This window comes from Pseudomonas bohemica (assembly GCF_002934685.1).
Classification (GTDB): Bacteria; Pseudomonadota; Gammaproteobacteria; order Pseudomonadales; family Pseudomonadaceae; genus Aquipseudomonas; species Aquipseudomonas bohemica.
In genome coordinates, this window is sequence record NZ_NKHL01000102.1 from 32,334 (window position 1) to 49,974 (window position 17,641).

General features: G+C 59.4%; 16 protein-coding genes. 11 read left to right on the forward strand and 5 right to left on the reverse strand.

The genetic code is table 11. The features are described 5' to 3' along the window. Positions 1 to 91 precede the first annotated feature (91 nt). Positions 92 to 337, forward strand: coding sequence for a GlsB/YeaQ/YmgE family stress response membrane protein (locus CE491_RS10640; protein ID WP_110948315.1), 246 nt, complete (start codon positions 92 to 94; stop codon positions 335 to 337). Between the two features lie 80 nt (positions 338 to 417). Then, positions 418 to 954: a DUF3299 domain-containing protein gene (locus CE491_RS10645; RefSeq protein ID WP_110948316.1), complete on the forward strand. Its 537-nt coding sequence runs from the start codon at positions 418 to 420 to the stop codon at positions 952 to 954. 111 nt (positions 955 to 1,065) lie between these two features. Here the strand turns inward: CE491_RS10645 and CE491_RS10650 are convergent, their stop codons facing one another. Further along, positions 1,066 to 1,977: a D-hexose-6-phosphate mutarotase gene (locus CE491_RS10650; RefSeq protein WP_110948317.1), complete on the reverse strand. Its 912-nt coding sequence runs from the start codon at positions 1,975 to 1,977 to the stop codon at positions 1,066 to 1,068. 89 nt (positions 1,978 to 2,066) lie between these two features. Next, entirely contained in the window at positions 2,067 to 2,468 is a 402-nt protein-coding gene (locus tag CE491_RS10655) for an acyl-CoA thioesterase (RefSeq protein ID WP_108236231.1), read from the reverse strand. 378 nt (positions 2,469 to 2,846) lie between these two features. On the opposite strand from CE491_RS10655, the gene CE491_RS10660 reads away from it, so the two are divergent. From CE491_RS10660 to CE491_RS10695, 8 genes are all read left to right on the forward strand, one after another. Continuing rightward, positions 2,847 to 4,139 carry an MFS transporter gene (locus tag CE491_RS10660; RefSeq protein WP_110948318.1) on the forward strand — a complete coding sequence of 431 codons (1,293 nt, stop codon included), beginning with the start codon at positions 2,847 to 2,849 and terminating at the stop codon, positions 4,137 to 4,139. A gap of 155 nt (positions 4,140 to 4,294) precedes the next feature. Next, complete coding sequence (locus CE491_RS10665; RefSeq protein ID WP_110948319.1) at positions 4,295 to 5,266, forward strand: phosphate ABC transporter substrate-binding protein PstS family protein; 972 nt, start codon at positions 4,295 to 4,297, stop codon at positions 5,264 to 5,266. A 208-nt stretch (positions 5,267 to 5,474) separates the two neighbouring features. Then, the gene (locus CE491_RS10670; protein WP_199885065.1) at positions 5,475 to 7,760 is read left to right on the forward strand and encodes an ABC transporter permease subunit; all 2,286 of its coding nucleotides are present in this window, start codon (positions 5,475 to 5,477) and stop codon (positions 7,758 to 7,760) included. A gap of 15 nt (positions 7,761 to 7,775) precedes the next feature. Next, positions 7,776 to 9,446, forward strand: coding sequence for a phosphate ABC transporter permease PstA (pstA, locus tag CE491_RS10675; RefSeq protein WP_110948320.1), 1,671 nt, complete (start codon positions 7,776 to 7,778; stop codon positions 9,444 to 9,446). 103 nt (positions 9,447 to 9,549) lie between these two features. Beyond that, positions 9,550 to 10,380: a phosphate ABC transporter ATP-binding protein PstB gene (gene pstB / locus CE491_RS10680; RefSeq protein WP_110948321.1), complete on the forward strand. Its 831-nt coding sequence runs from the start codon at positions 9,550 to 9,552 to the stop codon at positions 10,378 to 10,380. Between the two features lie 54 nt (positions 10,381 to 10,434). Next, the gene (gene phoU, locus CE491_RS10685; protein WP_110948322.1) at positions 10,435 to 11,193 is read left to right on the forward strand and encodes a phosphate signaling complex protein PhoU; all 759 of its coding nucleotides are present in this window, start codon (positions 10,435 to 10,437) and stop codon (positions 11,191 to 11,193) included. Between the two features lie 184 nt (positions 11,194 to 11,377). Further along, the gene (locus CE491_RS10690) at positions 11,378 to 12,274 is read left to right on the forward strand and encodes a response regulator (protein ID WP_110948323.1); all 897 of its coding nucleotides are present in this window, start codon (positions 11,378 to 11,380) and stop codon (positions 12,272 to 12,274) included. Positions 12,275 to 12,548: 274 nt separating this feature from the next. Further along, positions 12,549 to 13,457 (forward strand): peptidoglycan DD-metalloendopeptidase family protein, encoded by a 909-nt coding sequence (locus CE491_RS10695; protein WP_110948324.1) that lies wholly within the window; start codon positions 12,549 to 12,551, stop codon positions 13,455 to 13,457. Positions 13,458 to 13,600: 143 nt separating this feature from the next. On the opposite strand, the gene CE491_RS10700 is transcribed toward CE491_RS10695, so the two are convergent. The 3 genes from CE491_RS10700 to phoB all read right to left on the reverse strand — a co-directional run bounded on the left by CE491_RS10700 (position 13,601) and on the right by phoB (position 17,076). Beyond that, positions 13,601 to 14,941: a hemolysin family protein gene (locus CE491_RS10700; protein ID WP_110948325.1), complete on the reverse strand. Its 1,341-nt coding sequence runs from the start codon at positions 14,939 to 14,941 to the stop codon at positions 13,601 to 13,603. Between the two features lie 98 nt (positions 14,942 to 15,039). After that, positions 15,040 to 16,341, reverse strand: a complete 1,302-nt coding sequence (phoR, locus tag CE491_RS10705) for a phosphate regulon sensor histidine kinase PhoR (protein ID WP_110948326.1) — start codon at positions 16,339 to 16,341, stop codon at positions 15,040 to 15,042. Positions 16,342 to 16,386: 45 nt separating this feature from the next. Next, the gene (gene phoB / locus CE491_RS10710; protein ID WP_110948327.1) at positions 16,387 to 17,076 is read right to left on the reverse strand and encodes a phosphate regulon transcriptional regulator PhoB; all 690 of its coding nucleotides are present in this window, start codon (positions 17,074 to 17,076) and stop codon (positions 16,387 to 16,389) included. 171 nt (positions 17,077 to 17,247) lie between these two features. On the opposite strand from phoB, the gene CE491_RS10715 reads away from it, so the two are divergent. Continuing rightward, positions 17,248 to 17,628 (forward strand): COG4315 family predicted lipoprotein, encoded by a 381-nt coding sequence (locus CE491_RS10715; RefSeq protein WP_110948328.1) that lies wholly within the window; start codon positions 17,248 to 17,250, stop codon positions 17,626 to 17,628. The last annotated feature ends 13 nt before the right edge of the window (positions 17,629 to 17,641 follow it).

Here is a 17,641-nt window from a genome sequence, read left to right on the forward strand (position 1 = left end):
TTGAACCATTCCCTCCCCACACCCCTCTCATAGCGTGTTGCCAATAGCCGACTAGGCTTTGGCATATTCATTCAAAACAGAGGGACATGGCATGGGAATCATTGGAACCATCTTCATCGGCCTCATCGTGGGTCTGTTGGCTCGCTTTCTGAAGCCGGGCGACGACAGCATGGGCTGGATAATGACCATTATTCTGGGTATCGCCGGCTCTCTGGTGGCGACCTATGGTGGCCAGGCGCTGGGCATTTATCAGGCAGGCGAGGGCGCAGGTTTCCTTGGCGCGCTGGTCGGCGCGGTCGTCCTGTTGGTGATATACGGCTTGATCAAAAAGAAATGAAAGTGAATCTGGCCCTCTGCGCTAATGCGGCGCGGAGGGCTAGAATGCGCGGCACTCAAGCCCGCCTACCGAGCACCTCAATGCGTCGTATCCTCCTCGTTTTCCTGCTGCTGGTCTGTGGACTGGCACGCGCCGCTGATTTGCCTGAAACCGACTGGCTCGAACTGATGCCCAAGTCGGACCAGAAAGCGCTCGAAGCCATGCCCGAAATCGACCACAACTCTCCGGAAGCCCAGGGTACGTTCGACAGCAAGGGCGGTTTGAAGCAGAGCAAGGGCTTGCCTGCCGTGATGTATTCGACCAAGACCGTTGCGACCATGGACGGCAAGAACATTCGCCTGGGTGGCTACCCGGTTCCGCTCGAAACCGACGCCAAGGGTCACAGTACGCTGTTCTTCCTGGTACCGTACCCAGGCGCCTGCATCCACGTCCCGCCACCGCCGCCTAACCAATTGGTACTGGTGCGCTACCCCAAAGGCCTGAAAATCGACGACATCTACACGCCGTTGTGGGTCATCGGCACGCTGAAAGTCGAGAAGGTCAGCAATGATCTGGCCGATGCGGCCTATGCGCTGGACGCGGCGAAGGTAAGGGTGGTGACTGAGGCGGATCTGTAAGACGACGCGACCCCTGCAGGAATGCGCTTGCCCGCCATTGGTGGGTATGCGATCGATATGTTGTCAGGCACATCGCAATCGCGGGCAAAGAGCGCTCCTACAAGTTAGCGGTCATTCGTCGGTCAATGGCTCGGCCCAGATACTCACGCCCATCACATGCATGTCCTGGGGCTTGAGCGTCACGATATCCCTCATGACATTCGCCGTCTCGACGCACACCATGCCCTTCCAGCCATCGGCTTCCATGTCGCTGAAGGTCTTGGTCTTCTCGATCCACGGGTTCCAGACCACTGATGATTTCGAGCCAACGGTCTGGATCCGAATCCTGCGTTTCCACTCAGGGTCAACGATGGAAATCAGGTCGGGTGTGTCTTGATAGATACGATCCGTCTCACCGGTGAACGTAATGTCACCCGCCTGCACGTTCACGGTATCCCAACTTTCCAGGGTATTCAGGTAACTCACACCGTCCAGGCCCTCGATGCTGACCTGATGCACGTCGCTGACGGCGAAATAGCTATGCAGCGCCTGGCTCAGCGTGACGTCTTCAGGGCCGGCGTTGAAGCTGATCAGGCTGACGTTCAACGCAGCGTCCATGCGAATCTGCAGCTTCACACCGACCGTGTGTGGCCAGCCCGGCAGATGACCTTCGGCCTTGGGTTGAATGAATTCGACGATCAGCGCATCGCCATCTTCGCCCATGCCCATCAGCTCCCAGTCGATCGCCCGGACTTCGCCGTGCGCGTTCGCCGGTTCGCTGCTCCGGCGCATGTCCTGCACGCTTTGCGGGTTGCGCTGGAAATTACCGAACCACGGCCAGCACACCGGCATGCCGCCGCGGATAGCCTTGCCGTGCTTGAACACCGCGCCCGGGTTGGACCAGATTAAGGGCTGATCGCCTTCGATTTGATAGCTGATGACGTGCGCGCCCTGCTGGGCGACCACCAGTTCGGCCTGACCGTGGCGAATACGCCAGCAATTGAGCTCACCGAGCTGGATGGATTCGACTTCTGGCGTAGGCATAGGGGTACTCACTCAAAGGACAGTGACTGAATCTGACTGTGCCAAGCTTGATGAGTTTACTGCGCGATGCCAAGTGCGATGAAGCCGGTTCAGCGCCGGGCAGGAACCGAGCGGGTGCGACCGCTGCCATCGATAGCGACGAAAACGAATACCGCCTCAGTGACCTTGCGCCATTCACTGGACAGCGGATCGTCGCTCCAGACCTCGACCATCATCTGGATCGAGCTGCGGCCGATTTCCAGGGTCTGGGTATAGAAGGACAGCTGCGCGCCCACGGCCACCGGGACCAGGAACGCCATGCGATCGATGGCAACGGTTGCCACGCGTCCGCCTGCAACCTTGCTGGCCATTGCTGTACCGGCCAGGTCCATCTGCGCCACCAGCCATCCGCCATAAATGTCGCCAAAGCCGTTGGTTTCCCGTGGCAGTGCAGTGATTTGCAAGGCGAGATCGCCCTGCGGAATTGGATCTTCCTGTTCAAGTTCGTTCATTAAGGGGTCCCTCTGACCCATGACTCTCAAGTCTTCTTTACGTTAATTAGGGAAACTCTGCGAAAACGACTTGGGTAAATGGTTTCGCACAAATTCCCTGAGAGACCGATTGAGTCGCGGTCGCCAAGTATATCGGCCGTAAGACCTTCCTACGACCGCCCGGTCTCGATTTCGCATCACGCGCATTGCAATCCATGTGCATCGGCGCGCAATTTGCTATCGTGCCGGACCGATTTGGCGCACTACGCCGGTATTGGCACGCAATTTTGATGCCCGATCAACGCTTCGAGTCGATAAATCGCGTGCACAGCCATTACCCATGGCTGCATCGCAACTGATCATTCGTCCCGAGAGAGCCTCAAAAGAGAAGCCATTGTCATGTCCTCTGTGTCTTCAAGTGTCGCGCAGCCTTCGCGTCCGCTGACCCGCAACGATTACAAAACCCTGTCGCTGTCCGCCTTGGGCGGCGCGTTGGAATTCTACGACTTCATCATTTTCGTGTTTTTCGCGGCTGTGGTCGGCAAGCTGTTTTTCCCCGTTGATATGCCGGAATGGCTGCGTTTAATGCAAACGTTTGGCATTTTCGCCGCTGGCTATCTGGCGCGCCCGCTGGGCGGCATTGTCATGGCGCATTTCGGCGACCTGCTGGGCCGCAAGAAAATGTTCACCCTCAGCATCTTTCTGATGGCAGTGCCGACGCTGATCATGGGGCTGCTGCCGACCTATGCGCAGATTGGAGTTTGGGCGCCGCTTTTACTGCTGCTGATGCGCGTGATTCAAGGCGCCGCAATTGGTGGCGAAGTGCCGGGTGCGTGGGTATTCGTTTCCGAGCATGTTCCCGCACGTAACGTCGGTTACGCCTGCGGTACCCTCACGTCCGGTCTGACCGCGGGCATTTTGCTCGGTTCGCTGGTCGCCACCTGGATCAATAGCCTCTACACCGCAGCAGAGGTTTCGGACTACGCCTGGCGCATTCCTTTCCTGCTCGGGGGAGTGTTCGGTCTGATGTCGGTCTACCTGCGGCGCTGGCTGCACGAGACCCCGGTCTTCGCCGAGCTGCAGCTACGCAAGGAACTTGCTGAAGAAGTCCCCCTCAAGGCTGTGCTGCGAGATCACCGCGGCGCCGTGGTGTTGTCGATGGCCCTGACCTGGCTGCTCTCGGCAGGCGTGGTAGTGGTGATCCTCATGACCCCAACCCTGCTGCAAACCACCTATGGTTTCACACCGGCCGTCACGCTCAAGGCCAACAGCCTGGCGATCGTGCTGCTGAGCCTGGGCTGCATCGGTGCGGGCGCACTGGCTGACCGTTTCGGTGCAGGCCTGGTGTTCCTGCTGGGTTCGCTGGGACTGCTGATCAGTTCCTGGACCTTCTACCACACCGTTGGCGACCACCCGGATCTGCTCTTCCCGCTATACGCCATCACCGGCCTTTTCGTCGGCACCATCGGCGCCGTGCCATTCGTAATGGTGAAAGCCTTCCCGCCTGTGGTGCGCTTCTCCGGGCTGTCGTTTTCGTACAACCTTGCCTACGCCATCTTCGGCGGCCTGACGCCAATGGTTGTGAGTTTGATGAACAAGGCCAACCCAATGGGGCCTGCGTGGTATGTGGCCATTCTGTGTGCGATGGGGATGGTGATTGGCGTCTATCTATTGTCGAAAAAAGTCGCCTGAGCGCCAAACCGGCGTTAACTGGACATAATCGGCTGCCCCTAAGGCCGCCATCTGAAAAGGATGGCGGCCTTTCATTTTTTTGTCATATATCGGTCATAGAGTAGTCACATGGCCACCACCGACCGGGCCGTTTTCGCCCTCGCCAGGAGCTAGGCATGACTTTCAAGCGTTTGATGACAGCTTTCACTTTTGTCGCAGCCGGCCTTGCCACCGCCAGCGCCGGTGCTGCGGTTGATCCTGCGATCAAACCTTACGTAAGAACTTCCGGCATCTCGGGCAATCTATCCAGCGTCGGCTCTGACACTCTCGCCAACCTCATGACCATGTGGGCCGAGGCCTACAAGCGCGAATACCCAAGCGTGAACATCCAGATTCAGGCGGCGGGTTCATCGACTGCGCCACCGGCGCTGACCGAGGGCACCGCAACGCTCGGGCCGATGAGCCGCAGGATGAAGGATGGGGAAATTTCGGCGTTCGAGCAGAAGTACGGCTATAAGCCGACGGCGATTGCGGTGGCGGCGGATGCGCTGGCGGTGTTCGTGCACAAGGACAACCCGATCAAGGGCCTGACCCTGCAGCAGGTGGACGCGATTTTCTCCGCAACGCGCCTGTGTGGCGCCAAGGCCGACGCCAGAACCTGGGGCGATGTCGGTGTGACGGGTGATCTGGCCGGCAAGTCCATTCAGCTGTTTGGGCGCAATTCAGTGTCCGGCACCTATGGCTACTTCAAGGAGGTGTCGCTGTGCAAAGGCGACTTCAAGCCCAACGTCAACGAACAGCCCGGCTCGGCCTCCGTGGTCAGTTCCATCAGCAGCTCGCTGAACGGCATCGGTTATTCGGGCATCGGTTATAAAACGTCCAGCGTGCGCACCGTGCCGCTGGCGAAGAAAGACGGCGATGCGTTCATCGAGGACAACCAGGCCAATGCCCTGAACGGCACCTATCCGCTGGCGCGTTTCCTGTATGTCTACGTCAACAAGGCGCCGAACGAGCCGCTCAACCCGCTGGAAGCCGAATTCGTCAAACTGGTCCTTTCCAAACAAGGTCAGGAAGTTGTCATGAAAGACGGGTACATTCCTCTACCAGCCAAGGTTGTCAGCAAGACACTGGCTGATCTGGGGCTATAACAACGGGTCGCACGGTGCGCGGTCTGCTCTTATAGTCGAGAGCACCCTGATGCGCAGTGACAGGTTCGTCGCGCTGCTGGATAAAGGGCCTTGTGGAACGAGGCTTGCGAAAACATGAACAGTCCGTTGCCACGGTATCGAGGCGACGGGCTTTTTTGCGTCACCATGTTGTCATGTATCTGTCATACATAGCCGCTAGGGTGTGCGCATGAATGATTTGGCCAATTCATCGATGAGCGAAAAATCCCCGCCCGAGCGTATTGATTTCAATACCCCGGAGCTGCAACGCAAGCGTCGTATTCGTGCGCTCAAAGACCGTCTGACGCGCTGGTACGTGCTGGTGGGTGGCTTGGCCATTCTCGCTGCAATCACGTTGATCTTCTTCTACCTGGCCTATGTCGTGGCCCCCCTGTTTCAGGGCGCGAAGCTGACAGCCCAAACCCCGCAGGCCCCTGCCTGGATGCACGACGTTGGCAAGCCCATGATGCTGGCCATCGAAGAGCAGGATCAGGTCGGCATGCGCGTGTCCGACACAGGCGAGGCGTTGTTTTTCAATGTCGATGACGGCCACGAACTGTCCCGCGTGACGCTGCCTGTGCCTGCCGGAACTCACGTCACCTCCGTCGCTCAGGATCAGCCCGGCAAGCCGCTGGTGGCCGTGGGCTTGTCCAACGGTCAGGTGCTGGTGTTCAAGCACACTTACCCGATCAGCTATCCCGAGAACGAAAAGACCATCACGCCGACCATCAGCTGGCCCTACGGTCAAACCCCGCTGGCGCTGGATGAAGAAGGGCGGGCGCTGGAGCATGTCAGTCTCAACGCCAGCGTCACCACGCTGATTCTCGCGGGCGCCACCGGGGCGCAGTTGCATGTGCTGTCTCTGACCCAGACAGACAGCCTGATGACCGGCGAAACCACCACCGAGCAAAGCCGCATCGAGCTGCCGCAATTGTCGGCAATGGTCAAAGCGATCTATGTCGACCCACGTCAGCGATGGCTGTACGTCATCAACGGTCGCGCCCAGGCGGATGTGTTCGACCTGCAAGATCGCACGCTGAACGGCCGCTACAAACTGCTCGAAGACGCCAACGCCGAAACCACCGCCAGCACGCAGCTGGTTGGCGGCATCTCGTTGGTGATCGGCAGCTCCAGAGGCAACATCGCCCAGTGGTTCATGGCGCGTGACGTCGACGGCGAAATGCGTTTGCAGCACATCCGTGATTTCAGGATGGGTGGCTCGCCGATTTCGCAGATCACCTCCGAACAGCGCCGCAAAGGTTTCATCGCGATGGACTTCTCCGGCAAGCTGGGCGTGTTCCACAGCACTGCGCATCGCACGTTGTTGATCGACCCGGTTGCCAGCGGCCCGGCAGTCATGGGCCTGTCGCCGCGCGCCGATCGCGTCATCGTCGAAGACAATGGCAAGCTTCTGCCACTGACGCTGAATAACCCGCATCCGGAAGTCTCCTGGAGCGCGTTGTGGGACAAGGTCTGGTACGAGAATTACGACGAGCCCAAGTACATCTGGCAGTCCACCGCCTCCAACAGCGATTTCGAGCCCAAGCTGAGCCTGGCGCCGCTGACCTACGGCACGCTCAAGGCTGCGTTCTACGCCATGTTGCTGGCCGCGCCGCTGGCAGTGGCTGCCGCTATCTATACCGCTTACTTCATGGCTCCCGGCATGCGGCGCAAGGTCAAACCGGTGATCGAGCTGATGGAAGCGATGCCGACGGTGATCCTCGGCTTCTTTGCCGGGCTGTTTCTGGCGCCGTATCTGGAAGGGCATCTGCCGGGGATTTTCAGTCTGCTTATACTCACGCCGATCGGCATTTTGCTGGCGGGCTTTCTGTGGACGCGTCTGCCTGATTCGATTCGCCTGCGGGTACCCGAGGGTTGGGAAAGCGCGATTCTGCTGCCGGTCATTCTGTTAGTGGGCTGGGCATCGCTGGGCATGAGTTCGCACATGGAGAGCTCGTTTTTCGGCGGCGACATGCGCTCCTGGATTACCAATAAATTGGGCATTGCCTACGATCAGCGCAACGCTCTGGTGGTGGGTCTGGCGATGGGCTTTGCGGTCATTCCCAACATCTATTCAATTGCCGAAGACGCCGTGTTCAGCGTGCCGCGCGGCCTGACCCTGGGCTCGCTGGCCCTCGGCGCCACGCCTTGGCAGACGCTGACCCGCGTGGTGATCCTGACCGCCAGCCCCGGCATTTTTTCGGCGTTGATGATCGGCATGGGGCGTGCGGTCGGCGAAACCATGATCGTGCTGATGGCTACCGGCAACACGCCGATCATGGACATGAACCTGTTCGAAGGCATGCGCACGCTGGCCGCGAACGTGGCTGTAGAAATGCCGGAATCCGAAGTGGGTGGCAGTCATTACCGGGTGCTGTTCCTCGCGGCGCTGGTGTTGCTGATGTTCACGTTCGTCATGAACACCTTGGCAGAGCTGATTCGTCAGCGCCTGCGCAAGAAGTATTCGTCTCTCTAGGGCAGGTAGAAACAGATGAAGAAGACCTCCCTGAAGAGTTGGTTCAACAGCGGCGCTCCTGGCGTCTGGATGAGTGCGGGCGCGGTATCGATCGCTGTGATCATGACCATCGGCCTGCTGGCGATAATTGCCGTGCGCGGGTTGGGGCATTTCTGGCCGGCGGACGTGATATTCGCCCAGTACGACGTGCCCGGTCAGGCTAAACACGTGCTGGCGGGCGAGCTGGTGCAGTCCGAGCAAGTGCCACGTTCGCGGCTCAAGGGCGCCGGCCTGCCGGTGCCTGATCAAGGCTCGGAGTTCATGACGCGCGACCTGTTCAAGGTCGGCAACCGCGATCTCAACTCCAGCGATTTCACCTGGGTGGTGGGGGAGTGGCTGACCGAGCAGAGCAAGCCCGCGGAACTGATGACCCTCGAGCGCCGCGAGTGGGGTAACTTCTACGGCTATCTGGTCAACGTCAAAGAAAATGGGCGGGTCGTCGCCGGGGGTGAAGCCGCGTGGCCGCAACTCCATGAGCGTATCGCGCGGGTGCAGAAGATCTCCGCCGAGCTGGACGGGCTGGAAAAGACCGACATCGGCGCGATCAACCACGGCATCGAGCGCCTGCGACTGCAAGCGCGCAAGTTGGAGCTCAACGGCCAACTGAACGCCGAAGCTCAGGCGGATATGGCTTCCGAACGTGCTGAATACGATGCGCGTTACAAGGAGATCGAATCCCGTCTCGGCACGCTGCACTCCGACTTCAACCGCGACAGCCTGACCGCCCGCGACGCCAACGGCAAGGAAGTCGAGATCAGCCTTGGCAACGTGGTTCACGCCTATCAGCCCAACGCGATGGGTATCGCGACCAAACTGGGCTTCTACTTCCAGAAGCTGTGGGAGTTCCTCAGCGACGCCCCCCGTGAAGCCAACACCGAAGGCGGCATCTTCCCAGCTATCTTCGGCACGGTGATGATGACCCTGATTATGGCAGTGATCGTGACGCCTTTCGGCGTGCTTGCGGCGGTCTACCTGCGCGAATATGCGCGTCAGGGGCTCGTGACGCGGCTGATCCGTATCGCCGTGAACAACCTCGCGGGCGTCCCCTCCATTGTCTACGGCGTGTTCGGCCTGGGGTTCTTCGTCTACGTGCTGGGTGGCTCGCTGGACCGACTGTTCTTCGCCCAGGCGCTGCCAGCACCGACCTTCGGCACGCCGGGCTTGCTTTGGGCCTCGCTTACATTGGCGCTGCTGGCGGTGCCGGTAGTGATCGTCGCGACCGAAGAGGGGCTTGCGCGTATCCCGCTGACCCTGCGTGAAGGCTCGCTGGCTTTGGGCGCTACCAAAGCCGAGACGCTGTGGAAGATCGTTCTACCGATGGCCAGCCCGGCGATGATGACCGGCTTGATTCTCGCGGTGGCCCGCGCCGCCGGCGAGGTCGCGCCGCTGATGCTGGTGGGTGTTGTGAAGATGGCGCCGTCGCTGCCGCTGGATGGCAACTATCCGTATCTGCACCTGGACCAGAAGATCATGCACTTGGGCTTCCACATCTATGACGTCGGCTTTCAGAGCCCCAACGTCGAGGCCGCGCGGCCGCTGGTGTACGCCACGGCGCTGTTGCTGGTGTTGGTGATCGCTCTGTTGAACCTGTCGGCAGTGTTCATCCGCAACCGCCTACGCGAGAAGTACAAAGCTCTGGACGGGTGAACCAGAACCCGTTTCGAGCTTCAGGCGGCAAGCCAAAAGCCGTGCGTTTCCATACCAGACTTGCAGCTTAAAGCTCGCAGCTACGAACGAAGTGAGACCGACCATGCAAGATTCCCACACCCACGCCATCAACATGTCGGCACTGGGTCGCAAGCGCCAGGTGCTGGACCTCGCCAGCGAAGAAGTGGCGCTGGAGGTGCCGGGCCTGAATCTGTTCTATGGCGAAAAACAGGCGCTGTACGACATTCAGATGAACATCCCCAAGCGCCGGGTGACGTCGTTCATTGGCCCGTCCGGCTGCGGCAAGTCGACGTTGCTGCGCAGCTTCAATCGCATGAACGATCTGGTGGACGGCTGCCGCGTGCAGGGCGAGATCAAGCTCGACAGCCACGACATTTACACCAAGGGCGAAGACGTCGCCGAGCTGCGTCGTCGGATCGGCATGGTGTTCCAGAAGCCCAACCCGTTTCCCAAGACCGTTTATGAAAACGTGGTCTACGGCCTGCGGATTCAGGGCATCAACAAGAAGCGCACTCTCGACGAGGCGGTCGAATGGGCATTGCGCGGCGCGGCGCTGTGGGATGAGGTCAAGGACCGCCTGCATGAGTCGGCGCTCGGGCTTTCCGGTGGTCAGCAGCAACGCCTGGTGATCGCCCGCACTATCGCCGTCGAACCCGAAGTACTGCTACTCGACGAGCCGTGCTCGGCGCTCGACCCGATTTCGACGTTAAAAGTCGAAGAGCTGATCTACGAACTGAAATCCAAATACACCATTGTGATCGTGACCCACAACATGCAGCAGGCGGCGCGCGTATCGGATTACACCGCGTTTCTGTACATGGGCAAGGTGGTCGAGTTCGGGGACACCGATACGTTGTTCACCAATCCGACCAAAAAACAGACTGAAGACTACATAACCGGTCGTTATGGCTAGCACGTGTTTCGTCAGCCTTGAACCACCGCGCAATCAATCGGACGGACACTCAGCATGATCAAAGACAGCCACACACATCACATCTCCCAGCAGTTCAACGCTGAACTGGAAGAAGTTCGCAGCCACCTGCTGGAAATGGGTGGTCTGGTGGAGAAACAGGTCAACGACGCGGTCACCGCGCTGATCGAAGCCGATTCGGGCCTGGCCCAACGGGTTCGTGAAGTCGACGACCGCATCAATCAGATGGAGCGCAACATCGACGAAGAATGCCTGCGCATTCTGGCCCGTCGTCAGCCTGCGGCTTCGGACCTGCGTCTGATCATCAGCATTTCCAAGTCGGTGATCGACCTGGAGCGCATCGGCGACGAATCCACCAAGATCGCCCGTCGCGCCATTCAGTTGTGCGAAGAAGGCGAGGCGCCGCGCGGTTATGTGGAAGTGCGCCACATCAGCGATCAGGTCAGCAAAATGGTGCGTGACGCGCTGGACTCGTTCGCCCGCTTCGACGCCGATCTGGCGCTATCGGTGGCGCAATACGACAAGAACATCGACCGCGAATACAAGACTGCGCTGCGTGAACTGGTCACCTACATGATGGAGGATCCGCGCTCGATCTCCCGCGTGCTCAGCGTGATCTGGGTCCTGCGTTCACTGGAGCGCATCGGCGACCACGCGCGCAATATCTCGGAACTGGTGATTTATCTGGTTCGCGGTACCGACGTGCGCCACCTGGGCCTCAAGCGCATGCAGGAAGAGGTCAAAGGATTGTCCGCCGAAATACCTAATGTTCCAGACGCACCTGACGATAAGTAAGATTGCCTGAGAAAAAATGCCTGGCGAATGCCGGGCTTTTTTTTGGGGGAGTGATCCGTTTTCCGGTCGCCTATCATCTGTCACCCGCGAATAAATATCCCGGTGTCGTCAAACAATTTGGCAGCTGGCCACCAGCCAGCGAATATGCTCGCCATTTGCGGTGAACACGCCATCAGGAGCGTCGATGAGTAAAGTCAGTATATTGGTGGTGGATGACGCGCCGTTCATCCGCGATCTGGTCAAGAAAGGGCTGCGTAACGCCTTTCCCGGCATCGTGCTTGAAGACGCAGTCAACGGTCGCAAAGCCCAGGTCCTACTGGCCCGTGAGGCTTTCGATCTAGTGTTGTGCGATTGGGAAATGCCCGAGATGTCCGGACTCGAGTTGCTGGCCTGGTGTCGTCAGCAAGAGAGCCTGAAAACCATGCCGTTCATCATGGTGACCAGCCGCGGCGACAAGGAAAACGTCATTCAGGCGATCCAGTCCGGTGTTTCTGACTTCATCGGCAAGCCATTCACCAACGAGCAATTGCTGACCAAGGTCAAGAAAGCGCTGCATAAGGTAGGCAAGCTGGAAGCGTTGATGTCCACCGCGCCGCCACGTGCGAACGCGGCATTCGCCAACGACTCGCTGGGTGCATTGACCGGCAACCGGCCCGAGGCGGTTTCCGCGACGCCGAGCGTTTCTGCCCCTGCACAGCCACTGAACAAGCCTGCAGCCCAGCCCGTGGCGTCGAAAGCGCCTACCGGCCGCGGCCAGGGCCAGTTGCGTCTGTCCAGCGGCACTCAGCAGTGCGTGATCAAGGCGTTGACGCTCAAGGAAGCCTCGCTGGTGGTACGCCGCGGCGAGACCCTGCCGCAAATTCTGGACAGCGCCGTGCTCGATCTGGAGCAGGGTGAAAACGCCGAGGTCGCCCGGCTGAACGGCTACCTGCACGCCATCGCCGCATTCGAGCAAAAGCCGGACAGCGATTGGCTGCAACTGACCTTCCGTTTCGTCGATCAGGACACCCAGAAGCTCGACTACCTCTCGCGGCTGATTGCCCGGGGTACGGCGCTGAAGCACTTCGTCCCCGGCGCGTAAGCCGCGCACACGACATTTGTAGGTGCGCGCTTGCCCGCGATTGCGGTGGTTCAGACGCACATGATGGGTCAGACAGATTGCTATCGCAGGCAAGCGCTCCTACAACGATTGACTCGCTCTCCAACCCAGCATAGAAATTGCAAAACCCTTCGCGTCCGACCCTGACGCGATTTCCTTGACGCTTCGTCTATTACCGATTGATACGGATAAGTCCTTTTCTATCGGCTTCGCTGTTAGGCTTGCCCCCATCGTTCCCTACGCCAGGCCTATCCAGATGTTAGAGCGCTTGCTGGTAGTGTGTGCATTGCTGCTGGCTGCTCAATCGGCCGCAGCGGTGACCATTTACAGATTCACCGACGCCAACGGAGTGGTTTCGTTTACCGACCAACCCGTGCCCGGTGCGCAGGTGATGAAGCTTCGCGAACGCATGGTCGAGCACATCGACACTCAGGTGCGTCTCAACGTCAAGAAAACCAAAGGCACCGACAGCCTCTACGTGCGCAACGATTTGTATGCGCCCGTGGAAATCGAGTTGAAGCTCTCCGGCGTAAAGAACGTGGTAGGCGTCGCCGATCAAGTCATCCGCCGTACCATTCCCGCCCGCAGCAATGAACGCCTGATCGCACTGAGCCCGGTGACGCCGGGCAAGGCTATGGCCTACAAGTCGAGCCTGCGCTCCATTGTCGGCGATCCGCAGCGCAGTATTTCGGGCAGTGGCTTCGCCTATCGCTATCCGCTGCCTTGGGTCGGTGGCCCGTTCCGCATCAGCCAGGGCCCGCAAGGCTCATACAGCCACGTAGGCGCCAAGAGCCGTTACGCCATCGACATCGCCATGCCCGAAGGCACCCCGATCATCGCAGCACGCAGCGGAACGGTGATCAAGACCGAAAACAGCCAGACTGGCAAAGGCGCCAATCCGTCGGGCAACTTCGTGCGCATCCTGCATGACGACGGCACGATGGGCGTTTATCTGCACCTGCAGCAGGGATCGGTCAGCGTTAAGGAAGGCGAGCGGGTCGCTGTTGGCTCGCCGCTGGGGCGCTCAGGCAATACCGGCAACAGCACCGGCCCGCACCTGCATTTCGTGGTGCAGCGCAACGTCGGGCTGGCGCTGGAGTCGATCCCCTACGAATTCGCACAGCCGGTGCAGAGTCTGCAGAATTTTGCGATTGGGGGGAATTGATTCGTTTTCGTGGGTAGCCGTGATTCATTGTAAGAGCGCGCTCGCCCGCGATTGCGGTGTGTCAGTCACAGGACATGTTTGAGACACACCGCAATCGCGGGTAAGCGCGCTCCTACACGGGGCGGCGTTCGTTCAGACGATCGTCAATTCAGCCTCAAGACCTTGGCCAGCACGATCTTCGGGCCTTTCATCTTCTTGATGATGATGCGCAGACCCTCGATCTCCATGACTTCCTCTTCCTCAGGCACGCGCTTGAGGCTGTCATAGATCAGGCCCGCCAGCGTCTCGGCTTCGACGTGGTCCAGATCGATGCCCAACAGGCGCTCGACCTTGAACAGCGGCGTATCGCCACGGACCAGCAGCTTGCCCGGCTGATAGGCGAGGATGCCGCGTTCGGCCTTGCGGTGTTCGTCCTGAATGTCGCCGACCAGCACTTCCAGCACGTCTTCCATGGTCAAGTAACCGATTACCTTGCCATCTGCTTCTTCAACCAATGCGAAGTGCGCGCCGCCTTGACGGAACTGCTCCAGCAGGCGCGACAACGGCATGTGCTTGGAAACCCGCTCCAGCGGACGCGTCAGCTCGGCCAGGTTGAACGACTCGGGAATGTGGTCCAGCGCCGCCAGCTCCAGCAGCAAATCCTTGATGTGCAGCAGGCCGACGAACTCGCCACGGTCGGCGTCATACACCGGATAACGACTGAATTTGTGACGGCGGAACAGCGCGAGGATTTCCTTGAGCGGCGCGTTGAACTCCAGCGTCACGAGGTCTTCCCGGGAGTTGGCCCAGTCCACCACTTCCAGCTCGCCCATTTCCACGGCAGAAGCCAGTACGCGCATGCCCTGGTCGCTCGGGTCCTGGCCGCGGCTCGAGTGCAGGATCAGCTTTAGTTCTTCGCGACTGTAGTGGTGCTCGTGATGCGGGCCGGGTTCGCCCTGGCCAGCAATCCGCAAAATGCCGTTGGCGCTGGCGTTGAGCAGGTAGATGGCCGGGTACATGGCCCAATAAAACAGATACAGCGGAACGGCCGTCCACAGCGACAGCAGCTCGGGTTTGCGGATGGCCCAGGATTTGGGCGCCAGTTCGCCGACCACGATATGCAGATAGGAAATGACGAAGAAGGCCGTGAAGAACGAGACGCCCTTGACCACTTCCGGCGAATTCACGCCCAGCATTTCCAAAAGTGGCGCTAACAGATGCGCGAATGCCGGCTCACCGACCCAACCCAGGCCCAGCGAGGCGAGGGTGATGCCCAGCTGACAGGCCGAGAGATAGGCGTCCAACTGACTGTGAACCGTGCGCAGGATACGGCCGCGCCAGCCGTTTTTCTCGGCAATGGATTCCACACGCGTGGAGCGCAGTTTGACCATGGCGAACTCTGCGGCAACGAAAAAACCGTTGAGCAGGACCAGAATCATTGCGAAGAGAATCATGCCGAAGTCGGCGAAAATTGAAGCCAGGCTAATACCAGGGGAAGGGTCCATGATGGAGTTTTGCAGGTTCCGTTTTGAAAGAGGATGGAATAAACCCCCACAAATGGAGGGCATAAGCGAAGCAATTTAGCGGCTATCCACGTGCTTTGCTAGGGCTTGGTCATCTGGACTGGGGCGAAGTTGCAGATAAACACGCTGCCCTTGCCCAACACGCTGTTGATCTCCAGCGAGCCGCGATGGCGCAACAACACATGTTTGACGATCGCCAGCCCCAGCCCTGTGCCACCTGTATTGGAGGCGCGGCTGGAATCGACACGATAGAAGCGCTCGGTCAGACGCGGGATGTGCTTGCTGTCGATGCCGATGCCCGAATCCTGCACGCTCAAGTGCGCGCCGCGCCCGTCAGCCCACCAGCGAATGCGAATCTTGCCTTCGGCCGGGGTGTATTTCACTGCGTTGAAAATCAGGTTGGAGAACGCGCTGCGCAGCTCTGCCTCGCTGCCTTTAAGGTTCCAGTCGCTTTCCAGGTCCAGCGTGATCTCCTGGTTCTTGGCGCCGGACAATGCCTGTGCATCATTGGTGATGCTCTGCAGCAATGCAGACACAGCGATGGGCTGGCTGTCCGACGGGTAATCGGTGGCTTCGAGCTTGGCCAGGAGCAGCAGGTCATTGAGCAGGGTCTGCATGCGCCCGCCTTGCTGGTGCATTTGCTGCAGAGCGCGGACCCAGCGCGGATTCACTTCTTCGACGTTATCCAGCAGCGTTTCCAGATAGCCGCAGATCACTGTCAATGGCGTGCGCAGTTCATGGGACACGTTGGCCACGAAGTCCTTGCGCATCAGTTCCAGCTGATGAAGCCGGGTGACATCGCGCACCAGCATCAGGTGCTCGTTGTTGCCATAACGGGTGATCAGCATCTGGATGCGCAGGCGGTCATTGACCGGCGAGGGGATTTCCAGCGGCTCGGTGTAACTGGCTTGCGCGAAGTATTCCTTGAAACGCGGATGACGTACCAGATTGGTCACCGGCTGGCCGCTGTCTTGGGGTGTCTTCAAACCGAGCAGGGTTTCGGCAGCGCGGTTCCACCATTCCAGATTGCCTTCGCTGTCGAGCATGACGACGGCGTCTTTCAACGCAGCGGTGGATTCCTGAACCCGGTCGATGACCGCTTGCAGCCGGCCACGTACGCGCTGGTCGCGCCGTTGCAGGTGATAAATGCTGTCGAAGACATCGCCCCACAAGCCGTAGCCATCCGGCGGAGGTTCGTCAGGTTTGTGGTTGCGCAGCCAATCGTGCAGGCGCAGCAACTGTTTGAGGGTCCAGGCCAAATACAGCCCCAAACCGATGGCCAGACACCCGCCGTAATGCCCGCTGATCAGGCCGGCCAGCAGCGAGGCCGTGACCAACAGCAGCAAGTGGCGGATCAGGGTGCCATGCCAATTGTGATTCAATTAACGCGTCCTTGTCATCAGCGCAGGCTGAGTCCAAAAGCCTGCTCAGCTTTTGGTGGAGAATCGGTAGCCAGTACCGCGGACGGTTTGTACCAGATTTTCATAGGCATCGCCGAGGGCTTTGCGCAGACGACGGATGTGTACGTCGACGGTGCGCTCTTCAACATAGACATTGCCTCCCCAGACCTGATCGAGCAGTTGGCCGCGAGTGTAGGCGCGTTCCTGGTGAGTCATGAAAAACTGCAGCAATCGGTATTCGGTCGGGCCCATCTCGGCGGGTTTGCCGTCGATGGTCACGCGGTGGCTGATCGGGTCGAGCAGCAGGCCGCCGACTTCGATAGGCGACTCGCCATCGTTGGGACCGGCGCGACGCAGCACGGCCTTGAGGCGCGCCACCAGCTCGCGGGGAGAGAAGGGTTTGGTGATGTAATCGTCGGCGCCGACTTCAAGACCCTGGATCTTGTTGTCCTCTTCGCCTTTGGCGGTAAGCATGATGATCGGGATATCCCCGGTCAGTTCGTCACGCTTCAAACGCCGCGCCAGTTCAATGCCAGACGTGCCGGGCAGCATCCAGTCGAGCAGGATCAAATCGGGTTTGCGGTCGACAATGATGGCGTGGGCTTGTTGAGAGTTCTCTGCCTCCATGCAGTCATAGCCGGCCATTTCCAGTGCGACGGCGATCATCTCGCGAATCGGCGCTTCGTCATCGACGATCAGAATGCTCCTGCCAACCATGCCTCGAACCTCATGTCATTTAACTGTCTTGGGGCGCATTAGATAACGGAATTATTGCAGTCGTGTGACAGGTTGGTGCGAACGGTGCGCAATGGCCGGTCTAGAGCTAAGCTATCGTTCCTGTCCTACAACAATTGTCTAAACAACGACGAATAAAAAGAGGATGTACCTATGGCTAAGATTTGTTCTGCTTTTATGGGGCTGCTGGCTGCCGCAGCATTGGCATCGTCAGGCCTGGCCTTCGCCGCCGATCCTGCCATGACCACTGATGGTGTGCTGACCACCCACCAGGGCCTGACGCTCTACACCTTCGACAAAGACACGTCCGCAGGTAAATCGGTGTGCAACGATCAATGCGCAACCAACTGGCCACCTTTAACCGCCAGCGACAGTGACAAAGCCGAAGGCGACTGGACCATCATCAAGCGTGAAGACGGCGCGTCGCAGTGGGTTTACAAAGGCAAACCGCTTTACACCTTCAAGAACGACAAAGCCGCTGGCGACAAGACGGGCGACGGCAAGGGCGACGTCTGGCACGTGGCCAAACCCTGATCTGTCCGCTCAG